At 32.0% G+C, this 17764-nt stretch carries 13 protein-coding genes; 1 reads left to right on the top strand and 12 read right to left on the bottom strand.

The window, feature by feature from the left end; genetic code table 11:
- Positions 1–24 precede the first annotated feature (24 nt).
- From purH to hflX, 11 genes are all read right to left on the bottom strand, one after another.
- Positions 25–1524, bottom strand: coding sequence for a bifunctional phosphoribosylaminoimidazolecarboxamide formyltransferase/IMP cyclohydrolase (gene purH, locus RYO54_RS08635; RefSeq protein WP_315117578.1), 1500 nt, complete (start codon positions 1522–1524; stop codon positions 25–27).
- A gap of 15 nt (positions 1525–1539) precedes the next feature.
- Positions 1540–2148 carry a phosphoribosylglycinamide formyltransferase gene (gene purN, locus RYO54_RS08630; protein ID WP_315117576.1) on the bottom strand — a complete coding sequence of 203 codons (609 nt, stop codon included), beginning with the start codon at positions 2146–2148 and terminating at the stop codon, positions 1540–1542.
- Positions 2136–3134, bottom strand: a complete 999-nt coding sequence (gene purM, locus RYO54_RS08625) for a phosphoribosylformylglycinamidine cyclo-ligase (protein WP_315117685.1) — start codon at positions 3132–3134, stop codon at positions 2136–2138. Before purM ends, purN begins: the two co-directional genes overlap by 13 nt.
- Before the next feature lie 19 nt (positions 3135–3153).
- Complete coding sequence (gene purF, locus RYO54_RS08620) at positions 3154–4560, bottom strand: amidophosphoribosyltransferase (protein ID WP_315117573.1); 1407 nt, start codon at positions 4558–4560, stop codon at positions 3154–3156.
- Between the two features lie 30 nt (positions 4561–4590).
- On the bottom strand, positions 4591–5070 hold the full coding sequence (gene purE, locus RYO54_RS08615; RefSeq protein ID WP_315117569.1) for a 5-(carboxyamino)imidazole ribonucleotide mutase: 480 nt from the start codon (positions 5068–5070) through the stop codon (positions 4591–4593).
- Between the two features lie 11 nt (positions 5071–5081).
- On the bottom strand, positions 5082–8852 hold the full coding sequence (locus RYO54_RS08610; RefSeq protein WP_315117567.1) for a phosphoribosylformylglycinamidine synthase: 3771 nt from the start codon (positions 8850–8852) through the stop codon (positions 5082–5084).
- A gap of 231 nt (positions 8853–9083) precedes the next feature.
- Positions 9084–9980: a nucleotidyltransferase domain-containing protein gene (locus RYO54_RS08605; RefSeq protein WP_315117565.1), complete on the bottom strand. Its 897-nt coding sequence runs from the start codon at positions 9978–9980 to the stop codon at positions 9084–9086.
- A gap of 137 nt (positions 9981–10117) precedes the next feature.
- On the bottom strand, positions 10118–10336 hold the full coding sequence (locus RYO54_RS08600) for a hypothetical protein (protein WP_315117563.1): 219 nt from the start codon (positions 10334–10336) through the stop codon (positions 10118–10120).
- A gap of 142 nt (positions 10337–10478) precedes the next feature.
- Entirely contained in the window at positions 10479–13925 is a 3447-nt protein-coding gene (locus tag RYO54_RS08595) for a pyruvate carboxylase (protein WP_315117559.1), read from the bottom strand.
- Between the two features lie 298 nt (positions 13926–14223).
- The gene (gene rd / locus RYO54_RS08590; RefSeq protein ID WP_315117556.1) at positions 14224–14385 is read right to left on the bottom strand and encodes a rubredoxin; all 162 of its coding nucleotides are present in this window, start codon (positions 14383–14385) and stop codon (positions 14224–14226) included.
- A gap of 146 nt (positions 14386–14531) precedes the next feature.
- Positions 14532–16310 (bottom strand): GTPase HflX, encoded by a 1779-nt coding sequence (hflX, locus tag RYO54_RS08585; protein ID WP_315117553.1) that lies wholly within the window; start codon positions 16308–16310, stop codon positions 14532–14534.
- A 118-nt stretch (positions 16311–16428) separates the two neighbouring features.
- Between hflX and hpt the strand changes: the two genes are divergently transcribed.
- Complete coding sequence (gene hpt, locus RYO54_RS08580) at positions 16429–16956, top strand: hypoxanthine phosphoribosyltransferase (protein ID WP_315117550.1); 528 nt, start codon at positions 16429–16431, stop codon at positions 16954–16956.
- 30 nt (positions 16957–16986) lie between these two features.
- Here hpt and yunB read toward each other — a convergent pair whose 3' ends face one another.
- Positions 16987–17688, bottom strand: a complete 702-nt coding sequence (gene yunB / locus RYO54_RS08575; protein ID WP_315117547.1) for a sporulation protein YunB — start codon at positions 17686–17688, stop codon at positions 16987–16989.
- Positions 17689–17764 lie beyond the last annotated feature (76 nt).

Here is a 17764-nt window from a genome sequence, read left to right as displayed (position 1 = left end):
CCCTATTATCATAAATTCATAGGACTAATGTTTAAAATGTCTAATACCTGTGAACACCATAGCAATACCACTTTTGTCACATGCTTCTATAGATTCTTTATCCCTAATAGCTCCCCCTGGTTGAATTATAGCTTTAACTCCATATTTTGCCGCTTCTTCAACAACGTCACTAAATGGTAAAAATGCATCTGAAGCAAGTACTGCTCCACCTCCTGAGCGTTTCAAAGCTTCCTTTGCTGCCCAAATTCTATTTACTTGTCCTCCACCGATTCCAAGGGTTTTGCCATTTTCCACAATTGCAATAGCATTAGATTTTACATACTTTACAACCTTCATGCCAAAAACCATATCTTTTAATTGTTCTTCTGTTGGCTTAGTTTCCGTTACTACATTAATTTCTTCTGTGAGTTTATCATCAACACTTTGAACTAATATACCACCATCTACTTTAGCCACTTCCACTCTATCCTTAGGTGTAAACTTACATTTAATCACCCTTAGATTTTTCTTATGCTTTAAAACCTCTAGAGCATCCTCATGAAAATCAGGAGCTATGACTATTTCAAGAAACATATCTGCCAATTTTTCTGCTGTAACCTTATCTACCTTTCTATTGAAGGCTACTATCCCTCCAAAGATAGATATAGAATCACCTTCATATGCTTTTATATAAGCTTCTTTAACGCTATCCCCTAAAGCTACTCCACAAGGTGTATTATGCTTAACAGCGCAACAAGCTATTTCTTCAAATTCATTTACTACCTTCCATGCAATGTCCATATCTTTTATATTATTATAAGATAATTCTTTTCCATTTAGCTGCTCAAAATCCTTCATCGCTCCATCTTCCACAGTGGACACATAGTAGGCTGCTCTTTGATGGCTATTTTCACCATATCTTAAATCCATAGCTTTCTTATATGATAAATTAAGAAATTCTGGATATTCTTCCTCTAACATAAAACTACTGATGGCTGCATCATAAGCTGAGGTTAAATTAAATACCTTACCAGCTAGAGATTTTCTAGTATTAAAATCCACATCTCCTGTTTCTTCTATTTGCCTTATAACCTTGTCATAGTCCTTTGTATCTGATAATACTATTACATCTCTAAAATTTTTAGCAGCACTCCTGAGCATTGTTGGCCCACCTATGTCTATGAATTCTATTTTTTCATCAAAACTTAAATCTTCCTTTACTTTTTCAAAGAATGGATATAAATTCACAACTATCATATCGATTGTAGAAATATTATGAGCCTTAATAGTTTCCATATGTTCTTCATTATTTCTTATTGCAAGTATACCTCCGTGGATATATGGATTTAGTGTCTTTACTCTTCCATCTAACATTTCAGGAAAATTTGTAACTTCTGTTACATCTATTACCTCTATTCCATTCTCCTTTAGATACCTAAAGGTTCCCCCTGTTGATATTATCTCTACTCCATTTTCTTGGAGGAATTTAGCTAATTCTAGTATTCCTTCCTTATAAAATACACTTATTAAAGCTCTTTTAATCATTTAATTACCTCCAATTTATATAATAAATACCTTACGCTCTTCAATTTTGATTTTATTATTTATAAATAAGCTTATAACCTCTGATAAAGCTTTATGTTCCTCTTCTAAAACTCTTTTTTGCAAAGACATCTCATCGTCATTCTCCATTACAGGTACTGTCTTTTGAATTATAATAGGACCTGTATCTGTCCCTTCATCTACAATATGAACTGTACATCCTGTTACTTTAACTCCATATTCAATAGCAGCTTTATGCACCTTTGACCCATACATGCCATTTCCCATAAATGAAGGTATTAAGGATGGATGTATATTGATTACCCTGTTCTTGAATTTTTTAATAATCTTCCCTTTTAATATTGATAAAAATCCTGCTAACACGATTAAATCTACTTTTCCATCTATTAAGGTTAATATTCTATCACTTAATTCATCCTTATACTCTCTTTTGTCAATTACATAGGCATCTATGCCCTTTTTCTTGGCTCTATCTATAGCAAGAGCCCCTGGTTTGTCGCTTATTACACATTCTATTTTACAGTTTAAATCTCCATTTTCTATATTGTTTATTATCGCTTGTAGATTGCTACCACTGCCTGATACAAGTACTGCTATTTTATACATACTCCTTCTCCTCCAGCCTCAACATGGCCTATTTCCCAAGCATTTAATCCCTCATTTTTCAAGAAATTTATTATATCACTAACGCTCTCTTTATCTACACATAACACAAAGCCTGTCCCCATATTAAATGTATTGAACATTTCTACCTCGGAAACCCCTAAGGATTGGATGTATTTAAAAATTGGGTGGATAACTAAATTTTCTTTATGAATTACTGCTGTTAAATCTCCTTTAAACATTCTAGGGATATTTTCATAAAATCCCCCTCCAGTAATATGTGCCATGCCCTTTATTTTAAAATTATTAATTAATTTTATTATAGGTTTAACATAAATTTTAGTGGGGGTTAATAATACTTCTCCTATACTACTACCATTAAAATCAATAGTTAAATCTGGAATCAGTTTGCGCACTAGAGAAAATCCATTGGAGTGCACCCCTGAGGATTCTATTCCTATAAGTGCATCTCCCTCATTAATACTGCTGCCATCTATTATATTTTCTTTTTCCACTACCCCTACTGCAAAGCCTGCGATATCGTATTCTCCATCTCTATAAAAACCTGGCATTTCAGCAGTTTCTCCTCCTACCAAAGCGCAACCAGCTTGAAAGCATCCATCGGATACACCCTTTACAAAATCTGCTGCCACTTCAGCCTTTAACTTGCCACAAGCTAAATAGTCTAAAAAGAATATTGGCTCAGCACCATGGCATAGTATATCATTAACACACATTGCCACTGCATCAATTCCAATGGTATCGTATTTTTGTAGTCTAAAAGCTACATCTAATTTCGTCCCTACTCCATCAGTACCAGACACTAATACTGGATTATTGTATTTCTTAAATTTATTTAAATCAAACATAGCAGCAAAGCTACCAAGTCCATTTAATACTCCTGGTATTAAAGTCCTCTCTGTATATTTTTTATATAAGGATACAGATTTATATCCCTCTTCAATATTTACTCCACTTTGGCTATACATGCTATTCATAATTAATTACCTACCTTCCTTCAAGGCGTTCTTTTGATACTTCCAAAGGTGCAGATACTGGATATATACCATCGAAGCATCCAAGACAAAATCCTCTTTCTTTTCCTAAGGAATTTAATAGACCTTCAATACTTAAATATCCTAATGAGTCGCAGCCAAGTTCATCCTTCATTTGTTCTACGCTCATTCGTGCTCCTATAAGCCCATCTCTATATGGTGTGTCTATTCCAAAATAACAAGGATATTTAACCACTGGTGCAGCAACTCTAAAATGTACTTCCTTAGCACCTGCTTTTCTTAATAGTTCAATTAATTTTCTACTAGTAGTTCCTCTAACGATGGAATCATCTACTAAAACTACTCTTTTTCCTTGAATATTTACTTTTAAGGCATTTAATTTCACAAAAACAGCCTTTTCCCTCATCTCCTGAGATGGGGCTATGAAAGTTCTTCCCACATATCTATTTTTTATAAATCCCACACCATAAGGTATTCCTGAAGCCTCAGAAAATCCCACAGCAGCAGCCAAACCAGAATCTGGTACTCCTATAACGATGTCCGCTTCCGCCGGATATTCCTTATACAGTTGGTGTCCTGCATTAATCCTTGATTGATAGACGCCAATACCATCTATATTGCTATCCGGTCTTGCAAAGTATATATATTCAAAAGCACAGGTTTTGCAATCAGATTTTTCTTGATATTTAATTGATTTTAATCCTTCCTCATCGATCACTATCATTTCCCCTGGCTCCACGTCTCTTATAAATTCCCCTCCAACAGCATCTAATGCACAACTCTCAGATGATAAGATATAACTGTCCCCAATTCTTCCTATGCACAATGGGCGAATTCCATAGGGGTCCCTTACTCCTATTAATTTATTCTCTGTTAAAATCACCATGGCATAAGAGCCTTTTATGGCTTGGACAGCTTCTAATAATGCTTTTTCAATTCCCTTTTTATATGCTCTTGCTATTAAATTAATTACAACCTCTGAATCTATAGAGGTTTGAAAAACACATCCGGTATCCTCTAATAGATCCCTAATCACATCAGCATTTACTAAATTTCCATTGTGAGCTATTGCAAGGGATCCTAGTTTAAATCCACTTAGCAAAGGTTGAGCATTGTTAATATTACTTGAGCCTGTAGTAGAGTATCTAACATGTCCAATAGCAATATTCCCCTTTAATTTTGCCAATTTATTTTCATCGAATATTTCACTAACTAATCCCATTCCCTTTTCCATTTTAATATCCTTCATATTAGAAACTGCTATGCCACCACTTTCCTGTCCCCTATGTTGGAGAGCATAAAGGCCGTAATAAGTAATGGTTGCCACATCTAAATTGTCCTTTGAGTATATTCCAAAAACTCCACATTCATCTTTAAATTTATCATCTTCAAGGAACATATAATCTTCCCTCTCTCGCTTTAAATTTTTTTATAATTCAATACCTTCACAATTTTCTTTTATAAATTTTTCCTTCATATTTTTTCTATAAGCTTTTAATTTTTCCTTCAAATCGCTATATTTAATTGATAAAATTTCAACTGCTAACATGCCAGCATTATAACTATTATCTATAGCTACTGTAGCCACTGGTATGGATTTAGGCATTTGAACAATGGACAAAAGAGAGTCCATTCCATCTAATGCTGCCTTTATTGGTACCCCTATAACAGGCAAAATAGTCTGTGAAGCAATAACTCCTGGAAGGTGAGCAGCTAGCCCTGCGCCAGCTATAATCACCTCTACCCCTTCATTTTCCATTTCCATAATAGTTTTGCTTAATTTTTCTGGTACTCTATGAGCGGATAAGACATAAGCTTTGTACTGAACATCAAATTCTTTTAGAGCATCTGCTGCTCCCTTCATTTTATTAATGTCTGACTTACTCCCAAAAATAATTCCAACCTTCATAAATTTTCCTCCTATTTAAAATATTCTACTCCCGCTTCAAAAATAAGCTGATCCTTTTCTCCTAATATATTTGCACCAACATTTTCTCCCTTTCTTTCAGAGTGTCCCATCTTTCCAAAAACCCTTCCATCTGGACTAGTCAAGCCTTCAACCGCACACAAAGATCCATTTGGATTAAATCTTATATCATAAGTAGGATCTCCTTGAAAATCTACATATTGTGTTGCTATCTGTCTCTTTTCTAAAAGTTCTTTTACCACATCCATATTAGCTACAAATCTGCCCTCTCCATGGGATACTGGAATGGTATGCATGTCCCCAACTTTTACTTTGGAAAGCCATGGCGAAAGATTAGAAACAACCTTAGTGGTTACCATTTGAGATACATGCCTTCCAATACCGTTGTAAGTAAGTGTTGGCGAATTCTCTTCTATATCTACAATTTCTCCATAAGGTACTAATCCTAATTTTATTAGAGCTTGAAAGCCATTGCATATCCCTAACATTAATCCATCTCTATTTTTTAATAATTCTAATACGCTTTCCTTAATCCTTGGGTTTCTAAATACCGTAGCTATAAACTTTCCAGAACCATCTGGTTCATCTCCAGCACTGAATCCTCCTGGAAGCATAATAATATTTGACTTCTCAATATTTTTTACTATTTCCTTTATTGATTCCTCAATATCCATTGAGTTTGCATTTCTAAATACAAAAGTAGAAACTTCTGCGCCAGCTTTTCTAAAGGCTCTTGATGAATCATATTCACAATTTGTACCCGGAAATACTGGAATAAATACCCTCGGTTTTGGAATTTTAATCATAGGTGAAATTTTTGAACCACCATTATAAAGTTTTTCTTCTATGGAATTTTTAGGTTCCTTTCCTTTTGTAGGGAATATATCTTCAAGAGATCCTTCGTAAGCTCTTAATACTTCTTTTAAATCTATTTCCTTTTCTATTAACTTAATTTTAAATTCATCTATGGTTTTTCCTAATATTTTAAACTCTATACCTTCAAATAATTCATCTATATTTTCTGATTCTCTCAACTCTAATACTATAGACCCATATTGAGGTTCGAATAATTCCTCTCCACTGATTTCAGTGGTGAAATTAAAACCTATTTCATTACCAAAAGCCATTTTACTTAATACTTCTGCCAATCCTCCATATTTCACACTTGATGCCGATAGTACAAGTCCCTTATCTATCAATTGAGTGACCTTAGAATAATTCTTCTTCAATCCTTTAAAATCAGGCATATCATGCTCTCTTCTTATATGTGGCAAGAGGACTACTACACTTCCTGTTTCTTTAAACTCTGGTGATATAGCTTTTCTTACATCTAAAGTGCTTACTCCAAAGGATACTAATGTAGGCGGAACCTCTAAATCTTTAAATGTTCCAGACATACTGTCTTTACCACCTATGGCAGGTACTTTAAATTCCCTTTGAGCTTTTAATGCCCCTAATAATGCTGTAAAAGGCTTGCCCCATTTTTCAGCATTCATATTTAATTTTTCAAAGTACTCTTGGAAGGTTAACCTTGTAGACTCATAATTTCCTCCACAGCACACTAGTTTAGTTAAAGATTCAATTACAGCATAAGTAGCTCCATGGAATGGACTCCACTTTGAAAGTCTTGGGTTAAAACCAAAAGTCATTATTGAACCAGTATTAGTCTCCCCTTCTAATAGTGGTATTTTTGCTACCATACCTTCCGCTGGGGTTCTTTGATATTTCCCACCAAAAGGCATTAACACTGTTCCCCCTCCAATGGTAGAGTCAAAACGTTCCACTAAACCTCTTTGGCTACAAACGTTTAAATCACTTAAAAGATTTATCCAATCTTTTTTAATATCTCCACTTATTCTCTCTTTTTTAATATTTGTAAAGAAGTTTTCCTCCCTATTCGGAGAATCAACTTCTACATCAATAACTCCTGTTACTCCATTTGTATCTATAAATTTTCTGCTTAAATCAACTATACATTTCCCACGCCAGCTCATTTTTAATCTATTGTCATCAGTAACTTCTGCTACCACAGTAGCTTCTAAATTTTCTTCTTTAGAATGTATTAAAAACTTTTTCACATTTTCTTTTGCTACAACTACTGCCATTCTTTCTTGTGATTCTGAAATAGCTAATTCTGTACCATCAAGCCCATGGTATTTTTTAGGTACTAAATCAAGGTTTATATTTAATCCTTCACAAAGCTCTCCAATTGCTACAGAAACCCCACCTGCTCCGAAGTCATTGCATTTTTTTATAATTCTACTAACCTCTGGATTCCTAAATAATCTTTGAATTTTTCTCTCCATTGGAGCATTACCTTTTTGAACTTCAGAACTACAATTTTTTATGGATTCTTCTGTATGTTCTTTAGAAGAACCTGTAGCTCCACCACATCCGTCTCGTCCAGTTCTTCCTCCTAATAAAATTATTAAATCCCCTTTTACTGGTTTCTTTCTAACTACGTTTTCTTTTGGGGCAGCAGCAATTACCGCTCCTATTTCCATTCTCTTTGCTATATATCCTTCATCATATATTTCTGTCACTTGACCTGCTGGTAATCCTATTTGATTCCCATAAGAAGAATACCCACTAGCAGCTCCTATAGTGATTTTTCTTTGAGAAAGTTTTCCTTCAATTGTGTTTTCCACCTTAGTTCTAGGATCTCCACTACCAGTAACTCTCATGGCTTGATAAACATAAGCTCTTCCGGAGAGTGGATCTCTAATAGCTCCCCCAACACAAGTAGCTGCCCCTCCAAAAGGTTCTATTTCTGTTGGATGATTATGAGTTTCATTTTTAAACATCAATAGCCAATCTTCGTAAACGCCATCTACATCCACTTTTATATTAATGCTACAAGCATTTATTTCATCTGATACATCTAAATCTTCTAACATTCCTGTTTTTCTTAATTCTTTCATTCCTATAGTTGCTAAATCCATTAAACACATAGGTTTATGCTTATCTTCATAAACATCTTTTCTACATTGTAAATATTCTTCGTATACTTCTTTTATTGCATTAGAATAGAATCCATCTTTTATGGTAATATCATTAAAAATTGTTTGAAAGGTAGTATGACGACAATGATCTGACCAATAAGTATCTATAACTTTCATTTCAGTAATAGTTGGATTTCTTTTTTCTTCGTTCTTAAAATAGCTTTGAACAAATTTTAAATCCTCTATACTCATAGCAAATCCCTCTGCCTCTAATAGACATGTTAATTCCTCTTCTTTTATATCTATAAATCCCTCTAAAATTTTAATATCTTTTGCAGGTTCAGTCCATAAAGTTAAATCCTCTGGCTTTTTTAGTGAAACCTCACCTGAATCAACTGAATTTATGTAGTAATCCTTAATTTTTATAAACTCTTCCTCATTTATATCTCCACTTAATACTATAACCTTGGAACTTAAAATCTGAATTTCTTTTCCAATTAAAAGTTGCATGCACTGAAGTGCAGAGTCCGCTCTTTGATCGAATTGTCCTGGAAGATATCTTACAGAAAATACTCTGTCACCTTCCCTAAAAGAAAACTTTTCATCATAAACATTATCTACATTTCTCTCTGAAAAAACTATTTTTTTACCTACTTCATATTCTTCATCATTAACACCGCTAATATCGTAACGATTTAGCACTCTAATGTCCTTTATTCCCTTTATATTTAAGTTATTTTTTAAATCCTGTAGCAAATGTTCCCCTTCTAAGGCAAAGCCTTCTTTTTTTTCAACAAAGAGAGTTCTAATTTTATTATTCACTCAAAATCACTCCTACAGCTTTTTTACATTTTTAATTATTAATAAAATGTATTTTCAACATCATTATAATACAAAACAAATTTTAATAAAAGGGTTTTTACGAATAATCTCAAAAAATATTTTTATATCATTCTCTATAACAACGAATTATATATATTTATATATGTATATAATTCGCATATATTCTTTACCAAAAGAAAAGAGCCACTTAATAAAAGCAGCTCTTAGCGACTATACAAAATAAACATTTTCCTTAAATAAAATTTTTCCATCTGTGGTTTTATAATCTCTTGTATCCTTTTTTAATACATCTTTTTCACATAATTTTTCTAATATCTCTTCGATGTGTATATCAAAATTATTAAATAATACAGATTTCTTTATATCTTCTCCGCTCAAAAGTGAATCTTCTTCTCTCATATACTCCAATAGTATAGAAGCTAAATTTTTTAAATTTAAATCTATATTTTCCTCAACGTATTTTATTAAATCTTCTATTGCATTTTGCACTTCTTCTTTATTAAAAAACAACTCGTCTACTTTTTCCTTAAATTTATCATTTAAGTTAACAGCCATAATCATAGCATCTTTACTTATCATATATCCCACTGAGTTTACATATAGCTTTGCATACTCTTCAGCAGTTTTTATCGAAGATGAGTAGGCGGTATATATACCGTTATTACAAAGATACTTTTTACACACACCAATACTTTTTAACAAATTGCCTAGATAGACCATATTCCATCTTTCTCTATCTAAGTCTGGATAGTATCTACCATTATCATAAGTATGAGTTATTTCAGAGTCTTTAGAAAATACAAGCCTCGATGAAGCAAATATTCTATGCATATAGCCCCCTTTTAAGTCTTCATCGTACATTTGAATGAATTTATGTTTACTCATCAATTTTATATGCACAGGAACCCCTTTTTCCTCTGTATATATGTTTCTTATATTAGATATTTTTTCATTCACAATTACAAAAAGATCTATATCCGACTCATCCCATAGATCACCAGTAACAACTGAACCAAAAACCATCACAGCAAGAACTGAATTATTGGCCTTTAACTTTTCTACAAGGCCATTAAAAGCCTTCTGATATTGTATTATAGTCTTTTCCATAAGCCTTTCCCCCCTATAATATTTTTACCAAACTAAATTAAATTCTATTATATAATATTATCCATGGTATATACAATATATTTTTTGTGAAAAATGATTTTTTTCCTTCATTTGATGCAATATTATATCATATTATATTACATATCTATCTTATTTATCCTTTTTCTCTCTAATTTTTTACAATTAGAACATTCATATAAATGTAGGCAACTACCCTCTCTATCCATTATAGGTAGCTGAGGCCCATATGGATCTATATATTCTCCCACCCTTCCCTTATCTACCATTACACCTTGGCATATAGTACAATAATAGTTTATAGTATCAAGTTTATTACAAAGAGGACATACTTTCATAATAATCTACTCCTTCTCTTTATCAAGTGATTATTATTAATTTGTACTGTTTAAAAATTAATATTCAAAGACTAAAGAGACATATAATATATTATTGATTACATGTCTCTTTCTAAAATAAAACTTACACCATATATGAATTTTAATATTTGGATGATAATTTTATTATGAGTTGTGAGGCCTTCACAATTTCTCCTTCTTTTACATAGATCTTTTCTACCATACCTTTTGTAGTAGCTACTATATTGGTTTCCATTTTCATCGCTTCCACAATAGCTATACTATCTCCTTCTTTTATCATGTCTCCGTCTTTTACTAATATTTTTACAATAGTTCCCGGTATGCTAGCTCCAATTTGAAGTTTATCGTTTTTATCAACGAATTTAATATCATCTTTTTTATTGAAGTTTGACATCTTGCTAGACTTTTCTTCTATGTCTATTTCTCTTCTATTTCCATTAATCTCAAATACTAAAGTTCTTTTTCCGTTATTATTTAGTTTACCAATTTGCAATAGCTTTACAATTAATTTCTTACCTTGCCCTATTTCTATTTCACTAGTTTCCCCTTCACTGAGGCCATGGAAAAATACATCACTTCCCATGTGACTTAAATCTCCATATCTATATATATATTTTATATATTCTTCATATACTTCTGGGTAAAGAGCATAACTTAATATCTCTTTATCATTAACATCTTTATTATATTTTTCTTTAATATAATTTCTTATTCCATCAAAATCTTCATCTGGTAATAATTCTCCTGGTCGCACATTTATGGCTTCCTCTCCTCTTAAAACTAAACTCTGTAGCTTCTCTGGGAAACCACCTTCTGGTTGACCCATCATACCTTTAAAATATGCTATAACTGAGTCAGGGAAAGACATTCCCTCTCCTTTTTCATAGATATTTTCAGGTGTCAAATCATTTTTAACCATGAATATTGCCAAGTCCCCAACCATTTTAGATGAAGGAGTAACTTTTACAATGTCCCCCAACATTTGGTTTACTTTTCTGTACATTTCTTTCACTTCATTAAATCTATGTCCTAAACCAAAGCTCTCTATTTGAGGTTTTAAATTTGAATACTGTCCTCCAGGTATTTCATATTTATAAATCTCAGCTGATCCAGCTTTTAATCCTGATTCAAATTGAGCATAAACAGGCCTTACAGCTGACCAATAATCAGATATTCTTTGTAAATTTTCTAATTGCAATCCTGTATCTCTTTCAGTGTTTTCTAAAGCCGCTGCTATTGAGTTTAGCGCAGGTTGACTAGTTAGACCTGACATAGTGCTAAAGGCGGTGTCAACAATGTCTACTCCAGCATCTGCTGCCATTAATATAGTAGCTACTCCATTTCCTGTAGTATCATGAGTGTGTAGGTGTATTGGTATTGATATTTCCTCTTTTAAAGCTTTAATTAACTTTGATGCAGCATAAGGTTTTAATAACGCTGACATATCTTTAATTCCTAATATATGAGCTCCAGTTTTTTCTATTTCTTTAGCCTTGTTTACATAATATTGGAGAGAGTATTTATCTCTAGAAACATCTAAAATGTCACCAGTATAACAAACACAGCCTTCTACTATCTTACCCGCCTTTAATACCTCTTCTATTGGAATTTCCATTCCTTTTATCCAATTTAATGAATCAAATACTCTAAATACATCTATGCCATTTTTAGCTGATTCCTTTATAAAGCTTTTTATAACATTGTCGGGATAATTCTTATAACCAACCCCATTTGACCCTCTTATTAGCATTTGAAGAAGTATATTAGGAACTTTTTCTCTAATTTTCTCTAACCTTTCCCAAGGATCCTCTTTTAAAAATCTATATGCTACATCAAATGTGGCTCCTCCCCACATTTCCATAGAAAACAAATCCTTAGCCAATATAGACTGTGCCTTAGATATCTTAACCATGTCTTTAGTTCTTAATCTTGTGGCCATAAGGGATTGATGAGCATCTCTCATAGTAGTATCTGTCACAAGTAGCTTCTTTTGATCCTTTATCCACTTAACTAATCCATCTGCCCCTTCTTCCTCTAATATTTGCTTACTTCCTCTTAAATCTGAATCTATAGATGCTTTTGGTACTACGGGCACATCAAAACTTGGTTTAATGCCATGAGTTTCATTAACAACTTTTTCTCCTATAAACTTAAGTAATCTAAGCTCTTTGTCTGCTTTAGGTGATATATCAAATAACTCTGGATTCTCATTTATAAAAGTTGTAGTACATTCACCTTTTATAAATGTAGGATGGTTTAATACATTGATTATAAAATCCACATTGGTTTTTACACCTGATACAGTCAATTCTTTAATGGAACGGATGGCCTTTCTTCCTGTATCCTTAAAATTTCTTGACCAAGCTGTTGTTTTAACTAAAAGACTGTCATAATAAGGACTTATAATAGCACCTGTAAATCCACTTCCTCCATCTAATCTTATACCAAATCCTGACCCCGATCTATAAACATCTATTCTTCCAGTGTCAGGAGCAAAATTATTCATTGGATCTTCAGTAGTTATTCTGCATTGTATAGCATACCCTCTAGTTTGAATATGCTCTTGAGTTTTTATTCCTATTTCATCGGAATCTAATGAATACCCTTGGGCGATTAATATTTGACTTTGTACAATGTCAATTCCTGTTATCATTTCTGTTATAGTATGCTCAACCTGTATTCTTGGATTTACTTCTATAAAATAATGATTTCCATGTTTATCAACTAAGAACTCTACTGTTCCTGCGTTTATATATCCTACAGATTTTGCTATTTTTAAAGCATCTTTACAAATTGCTTTTCTTTTTTCTTCTGATATAGAAAAAGCTGGTGCATATTCTATAACCTTTTGATGTCTTCTTTGAATGGAGCAATCTCTTTCATGCAAATGAACTATATTGCCATATTTATCCCCTAAAATCTGAACCTCTATATGCTTAGGTCCTTCTAAATATTTTTCTATAAATAAACTATCTATTCCAAAAGCCTTTTTCGCTTCTTCTTTTGCATTTCTAAAGGCATTTAATAATTCTTTTTCATCCCTAACAATTCTCATGCCTCTTCCGCCACCGCCGGCAGCAGCTTTTATCATAACTGGATAACCACAAAGCTTTGCTATATCTATAGCTTCTTCCTCTGTATTTATAGATTTTTCAACTCCAGGTATTGTCGGAACTCCTACTTTTTTAGCTATAATTTTTGAATTTATCTTGTCTCCTAAATATTCCATCATTTCTGAAGTTGGACCTATAAACTCAATACCAGCCTCCATACATTTTCTTGCAAACTCTGGATTTTCTGATAAAAAGCCATATCCTGGATGTATAGCATCTACGCCCTTTTTTATAGCCAAATCTATGATTTCATCTATACTTAAATATGCCTCAACTGGCCCCTTATTTTTGCCTATTTCATAAGACTCATCCGCTTTCGTTCTAAAAAGACTGCACTTATCTTCATTAGAATAAATAGCTACAGTTCTTATGCCTAGTTCTTGACAAGCTCTAAAAACTCTTATAGCTATTTCTCCTCTATTAGCTACAAGAACTCTTTTAAATTTTTTTACCACGATTTCAGCCCCTTTAATCTTTATTTCTGTATCTATAAGTATTATTATATATAAATGCAAATACTATATAAGCATTATATATGAAAGTAAAAAAATTTTCAATTTCATTTTTTTATAAAATAATTTTATATTTTATATTTACCATCCTAAAAACTAAGCTTTCTAAAGATTCCAAAGTATAATCAAGACTTTTAAAAATGGAATACTGAAATAATTTATGCACTAAACTTGCAAAATTTATTTGTATGAATATAAATAAATAGTGGATAGTAATACTATCCACTATTTATTTAGTTTATTATTTTACTTTTTCAAAATCCTCTTTACCAACTCCACATAGAGGACATACCCAATCTTCTGGTATAGCTTCAAAGGATGTACCTGCTACTACTCCATTATCAGGATCACCTGTAGCTGGGTCATATACATAGCCACAAACAGTACAAATATATTTATCCATAATATCTACCTCCTTAGTGTAATTTTATCATGTTTTAGAAATTTTTGAAATATTTTTAAAAATTTTAATGTTAATTTAATATATCAAACTCTATAATCTATTTTTTCCTTATAAATTTTAAAAATTCATTCTTTAAAGAACTATATTTATATAATGTAATTTTTATATTTGTTGTAGATTTTTTCGTTTACTTCAGCATTAATATAAGTACCCTCTTCTCTATATTCTTCCTGTTTAATAACGGAGTTGCTATGCAAATATGATACAGTGGCTCCATCAGTATAAGGTATTAAGTACTCTACTTTAATAAGTTTATTAGGAAGCTTTTCCTCTATCATATTAATTAGCTCTTTTATATTTATACATTCTTTAGCTGAAACTTCTATATATTCTTTTCCCTTAAATTTTTCTCTTATTTCTATTAATTTTTCTTCCTCAATTTTATCTACCTTATTTAATACTAGTATTGTAGGTTTATCTAGTGATTCAAACTCCATTAAAACATTATTGACAGCTTCAATTTGTTCTTCATAACTCTCGGAAGAAATATCAATAACATGTAAAAGTAGCTGAGAATAAATAACCTCTTCTAATGTAGACTTAAAAGCTTCTACTAGATCATGAGGTAGTTTTCTAATAAATCCAACAGTATCTGTGAGGGTCACCACTCTATTATCTGGTAAAAGAATAGCTCTAGTAGTAGTATCTAAAGTAGCAAAAAGCATATTCGCTTCAAAGACATTTTCTTTTTGCACACCCTCTTTTACTGGAAACGTATTATATATAATGTTTCTCAATGTTGACTTACCGGCATTGGTATAACCTACAAGAGACACTTTAGGTATTTCATTTCTGCTATCCCTTTGGGTCTCTCTGATTTTCTTTATTTTTTCTAGTTCCTTAGTTAAATCATATATTCTCTCTTTAATATGTCTTCTATCTGTTTCTAGTTTCTTTTCTCCAGGTCCTTTTGTTCCTATTCCTCCACCCATTCTTGATAAAACAGTACCTAATCCCATAAGCCTTGGAAGTCTGTATTTTAACTGAGCTAATTCAACTTGTATTTTCCCATCTCTACTCTTGGCCCTTTTGGCAAATATCTCTAATATTAATGTAGTTCTATCTATAACCTTTACTCCAATAAAATCCTCTAAGTTTCTAACTTGAGAGGAACTTAATTCATCATCAAATATTACTACATTTGCTCCTCTTGCTTGGCGCAGCATAGCAATTTCTTCTACTTTTCCCTTTCCAACATAAAAAGCTGAATCTAATTTATTTCTTTTTTGTAAAACTCTATCAACTACGCTTACATTGCATGCTTTAGCTAATTCTTCAAGTTCATCTAAACTCTCTTCACTTTCTACTCCAACTAAAACAGCCCTCTCGCTATTATCCTCTTCTATATCATTTACTTCCAAAATTTCTTCAATATATTTTATTTTATCTCGTAAATCATATTGTATAGCCTCTTCTACTGAAAGTTTATCTGACATTTCATATAGTAGAATATTATTTTCTACATCACAGAACCCAAAGGTTATGTCCGTAACTCCTAATTCATCCACTCCTATAGCAGCAATACAATCTAATTTTAATTTAACTAAGGCTGAGGTATCTAGTGCCGATAGCCTAGAGTTACCATTTGGATGAGTGTGAATTATTCTAACACCGGATAGTCTTCTCTCTTTTATATCTATAAAAGGCATCTCTACTGAAGTACTATCTCCTAAGGCTATGCTAGTGATATTTCCCTTTCTATCAATGGCTACACTTACTTCTCTTTGCAGCTCACAAGTTACCTGTGCAATTTCAGTCATTAATTCATAACTAAACACTTCATCTTTTGATATTTTTAAATCATATAGTTTTTCTAACTTCTCTAATATTATATCCTTTACTCCCTCTATATTACCTTTTATCATAACTATCCTCTCCCTATTTTAACTAGAAAATATATACTCCTTGACAACTTTCATATAATTTTATACTATATTTACAACATTGTAAATACATATAAGTATTCATAGATGGAGGTTTACCATGCAGGAAAAAAAAGAAAATATATTGATTTCTACCGATGAAATTAATGAAAAAATTAAAGAACTAGGTAAAAAATTATCAGAAGATTATAAAGGTAAAAAACTATATGTTCTTTCCCTTTTAAGAGGAAGCTTTATTTTTACAGCAGATTTAGTAAGACATATTACTGTTCCCACACAAATCGGCTTTATGACAACTTCTAGCTACGGTCATTCTGAAGAGTCCTCTGGCCAAGTAAAAATAGTAAATGATATCCCTGACAACGTAGAAGGATTAGATGTTTTAATAGTAGATGACATTGTTGACACCGGTATTACAATGGATTTTGTTGTTAATCACGTTAAGAAACTAGGTGTTTCTTCTGTAAAGTGCTGTGTTCTTCTAGACAAACCGGAAAGAAGAAAGATAGATCTTTCCCCAGATTATTGTTGTTTTCAAATACCCGATGTTTTTGTAGTCGGCTACGGTTTAAATTATGGAGATCACTTTAGAAATATTCCATACATTTTTAACTGGGAAGAAAACTAACCTTGATGAAGGCAATTAACTGTAAGATAGTTAATTGCCTTCTGTTGTCTTTAGCTTAAACCCTGCATTATTTAACCCAAAATCAATTGCTGTTTCGGGAACCTTACCGACAATAATTGTTTCTGCTATAGCTATTTCATTATTTACTTCTATATCCCTACTCTTCATCGGCGTTATTATTCTTAAATTACTCTTTACATGTATATATATCTTATGCCTAGTTTGATTTATGCCTGCACTTTCAAAATCAGAGCTATATTTTGTTTCAATATATCCTACTGGCCTTACTTTTATAGTAAAACTAGGGCCAAAATATGATAATAAGTTGTTTTTAAATACAAACCCTGAGGGTATCTTAACTCCTATCATACTCATTTCCTTTAATTTATTCTGTGATTCTATAGCAACATCACAGGCTATCTTGTTCATCTTTAAAGTATTAGCTTTAATTATAGAAATATTCCCATCATTATCTTTTTCAATATTAATTATATCCTCATATTCAAAATTATCCATGCATACATCTATTGTAGTTCTATTTATTGTATCAATTACTTTAGCTTTCATTTCCCTATCAGCTACATTAAGTACAATTGGAGTAACTATGCTGTCAAACACATATATAAAAACTGTCAGAAGTATGATTGTAAAGGACAATACAAAAAAAATAATATATTTATATCTACCTCTTTTTATTTTATTCACTCCTCTATAAAACTCATCTAATAACATATATTTATATTAGATTGGAAATATTCTCCGGTATACAATATATACCATGGAATATTATAATTATTTCAACAAAATC

This window comes from uncultured Clostridium sp. (assembly GCF_963515715.1).
In the GTDB taxonomy this organism is placed as follows: Bacteria; Bacillota; Clostridia; order Clostridiales; family Clostridiaceae; genus Clostridium_AW.
This window is presented reverse-complemented; position numbering and strand designations above follow the sequence as displayed.

Coding starts and splice junctions, on each gene's coding strand:
- yunB (WP_315117547.1), bottom strand. CDS start 17,688: ATGTTATTAGATGAGTTTTATAGAGGAGTGAATAAAATAAAAAGAGGT.
- purM (WP_315117685.1), bottom strand. CDS start 3,134: ATGTATAGCCAAAGTGGAGTAAATATTGAAGAGGGATATAAATCTGTA.
- hflX (WP_315117553.1), bottom strand. CDS start 16,310: ATGATAAAAGGTAATATAGAGGGAGTAAAGGATATAATATTAGAGAAG.
- rd (WP_315117556.1), bottom strand. CDS start 14,385: ATGGATAAATATATTTGTACTGTTTGTGGCTATGTATATGACCCAGCT.
- purH (WP_315117578.1), bottom strand. CDS start 1,524: ATGATTAAAAGAGCTTTAATAAGTGTATTTTATAAGGAAGGAATACTA.
- purN (WP_315117576.1), bottom strand. CDS start 2,148: ATGTATAAAATAGCAGTACTTGTATCAGGCAGTGGTAGCAATCTACAA.
- RYO54_RS08600 (WP_315117563.1), bottom strand. CDS start 10,336: ATGAAAGTATGTCCTCTTTGTAATAAACTTGATACTATAAACTATTAT.
- purF (WP_315117573.1), bottom strand. CDS start 4,560: ATGTTCCTTGAAGATGATAAATTTAAAGATGAATGTGGAGTTTTTGGA.
- purE (WP_315117569.1), bottom strand. CDS start 5,070: ATGAAGGTTGGAATTATTTTTGGGAGTAAGTCAGACATTAATAAAATG.
- RYO54_RS08605 (WP_315117565.1), bottom strand. CDS start 9,980: ATGGAAAAGACTATAATACAATATCAGAAGGCTTTTAATGGCCTTGTA.
- hpt (WP_315117550.1), top strand. CDS start 16,429: ATGCAGGAAAAAAAAGAAAATATATTGATTTCTACCGATGAAATTAAT.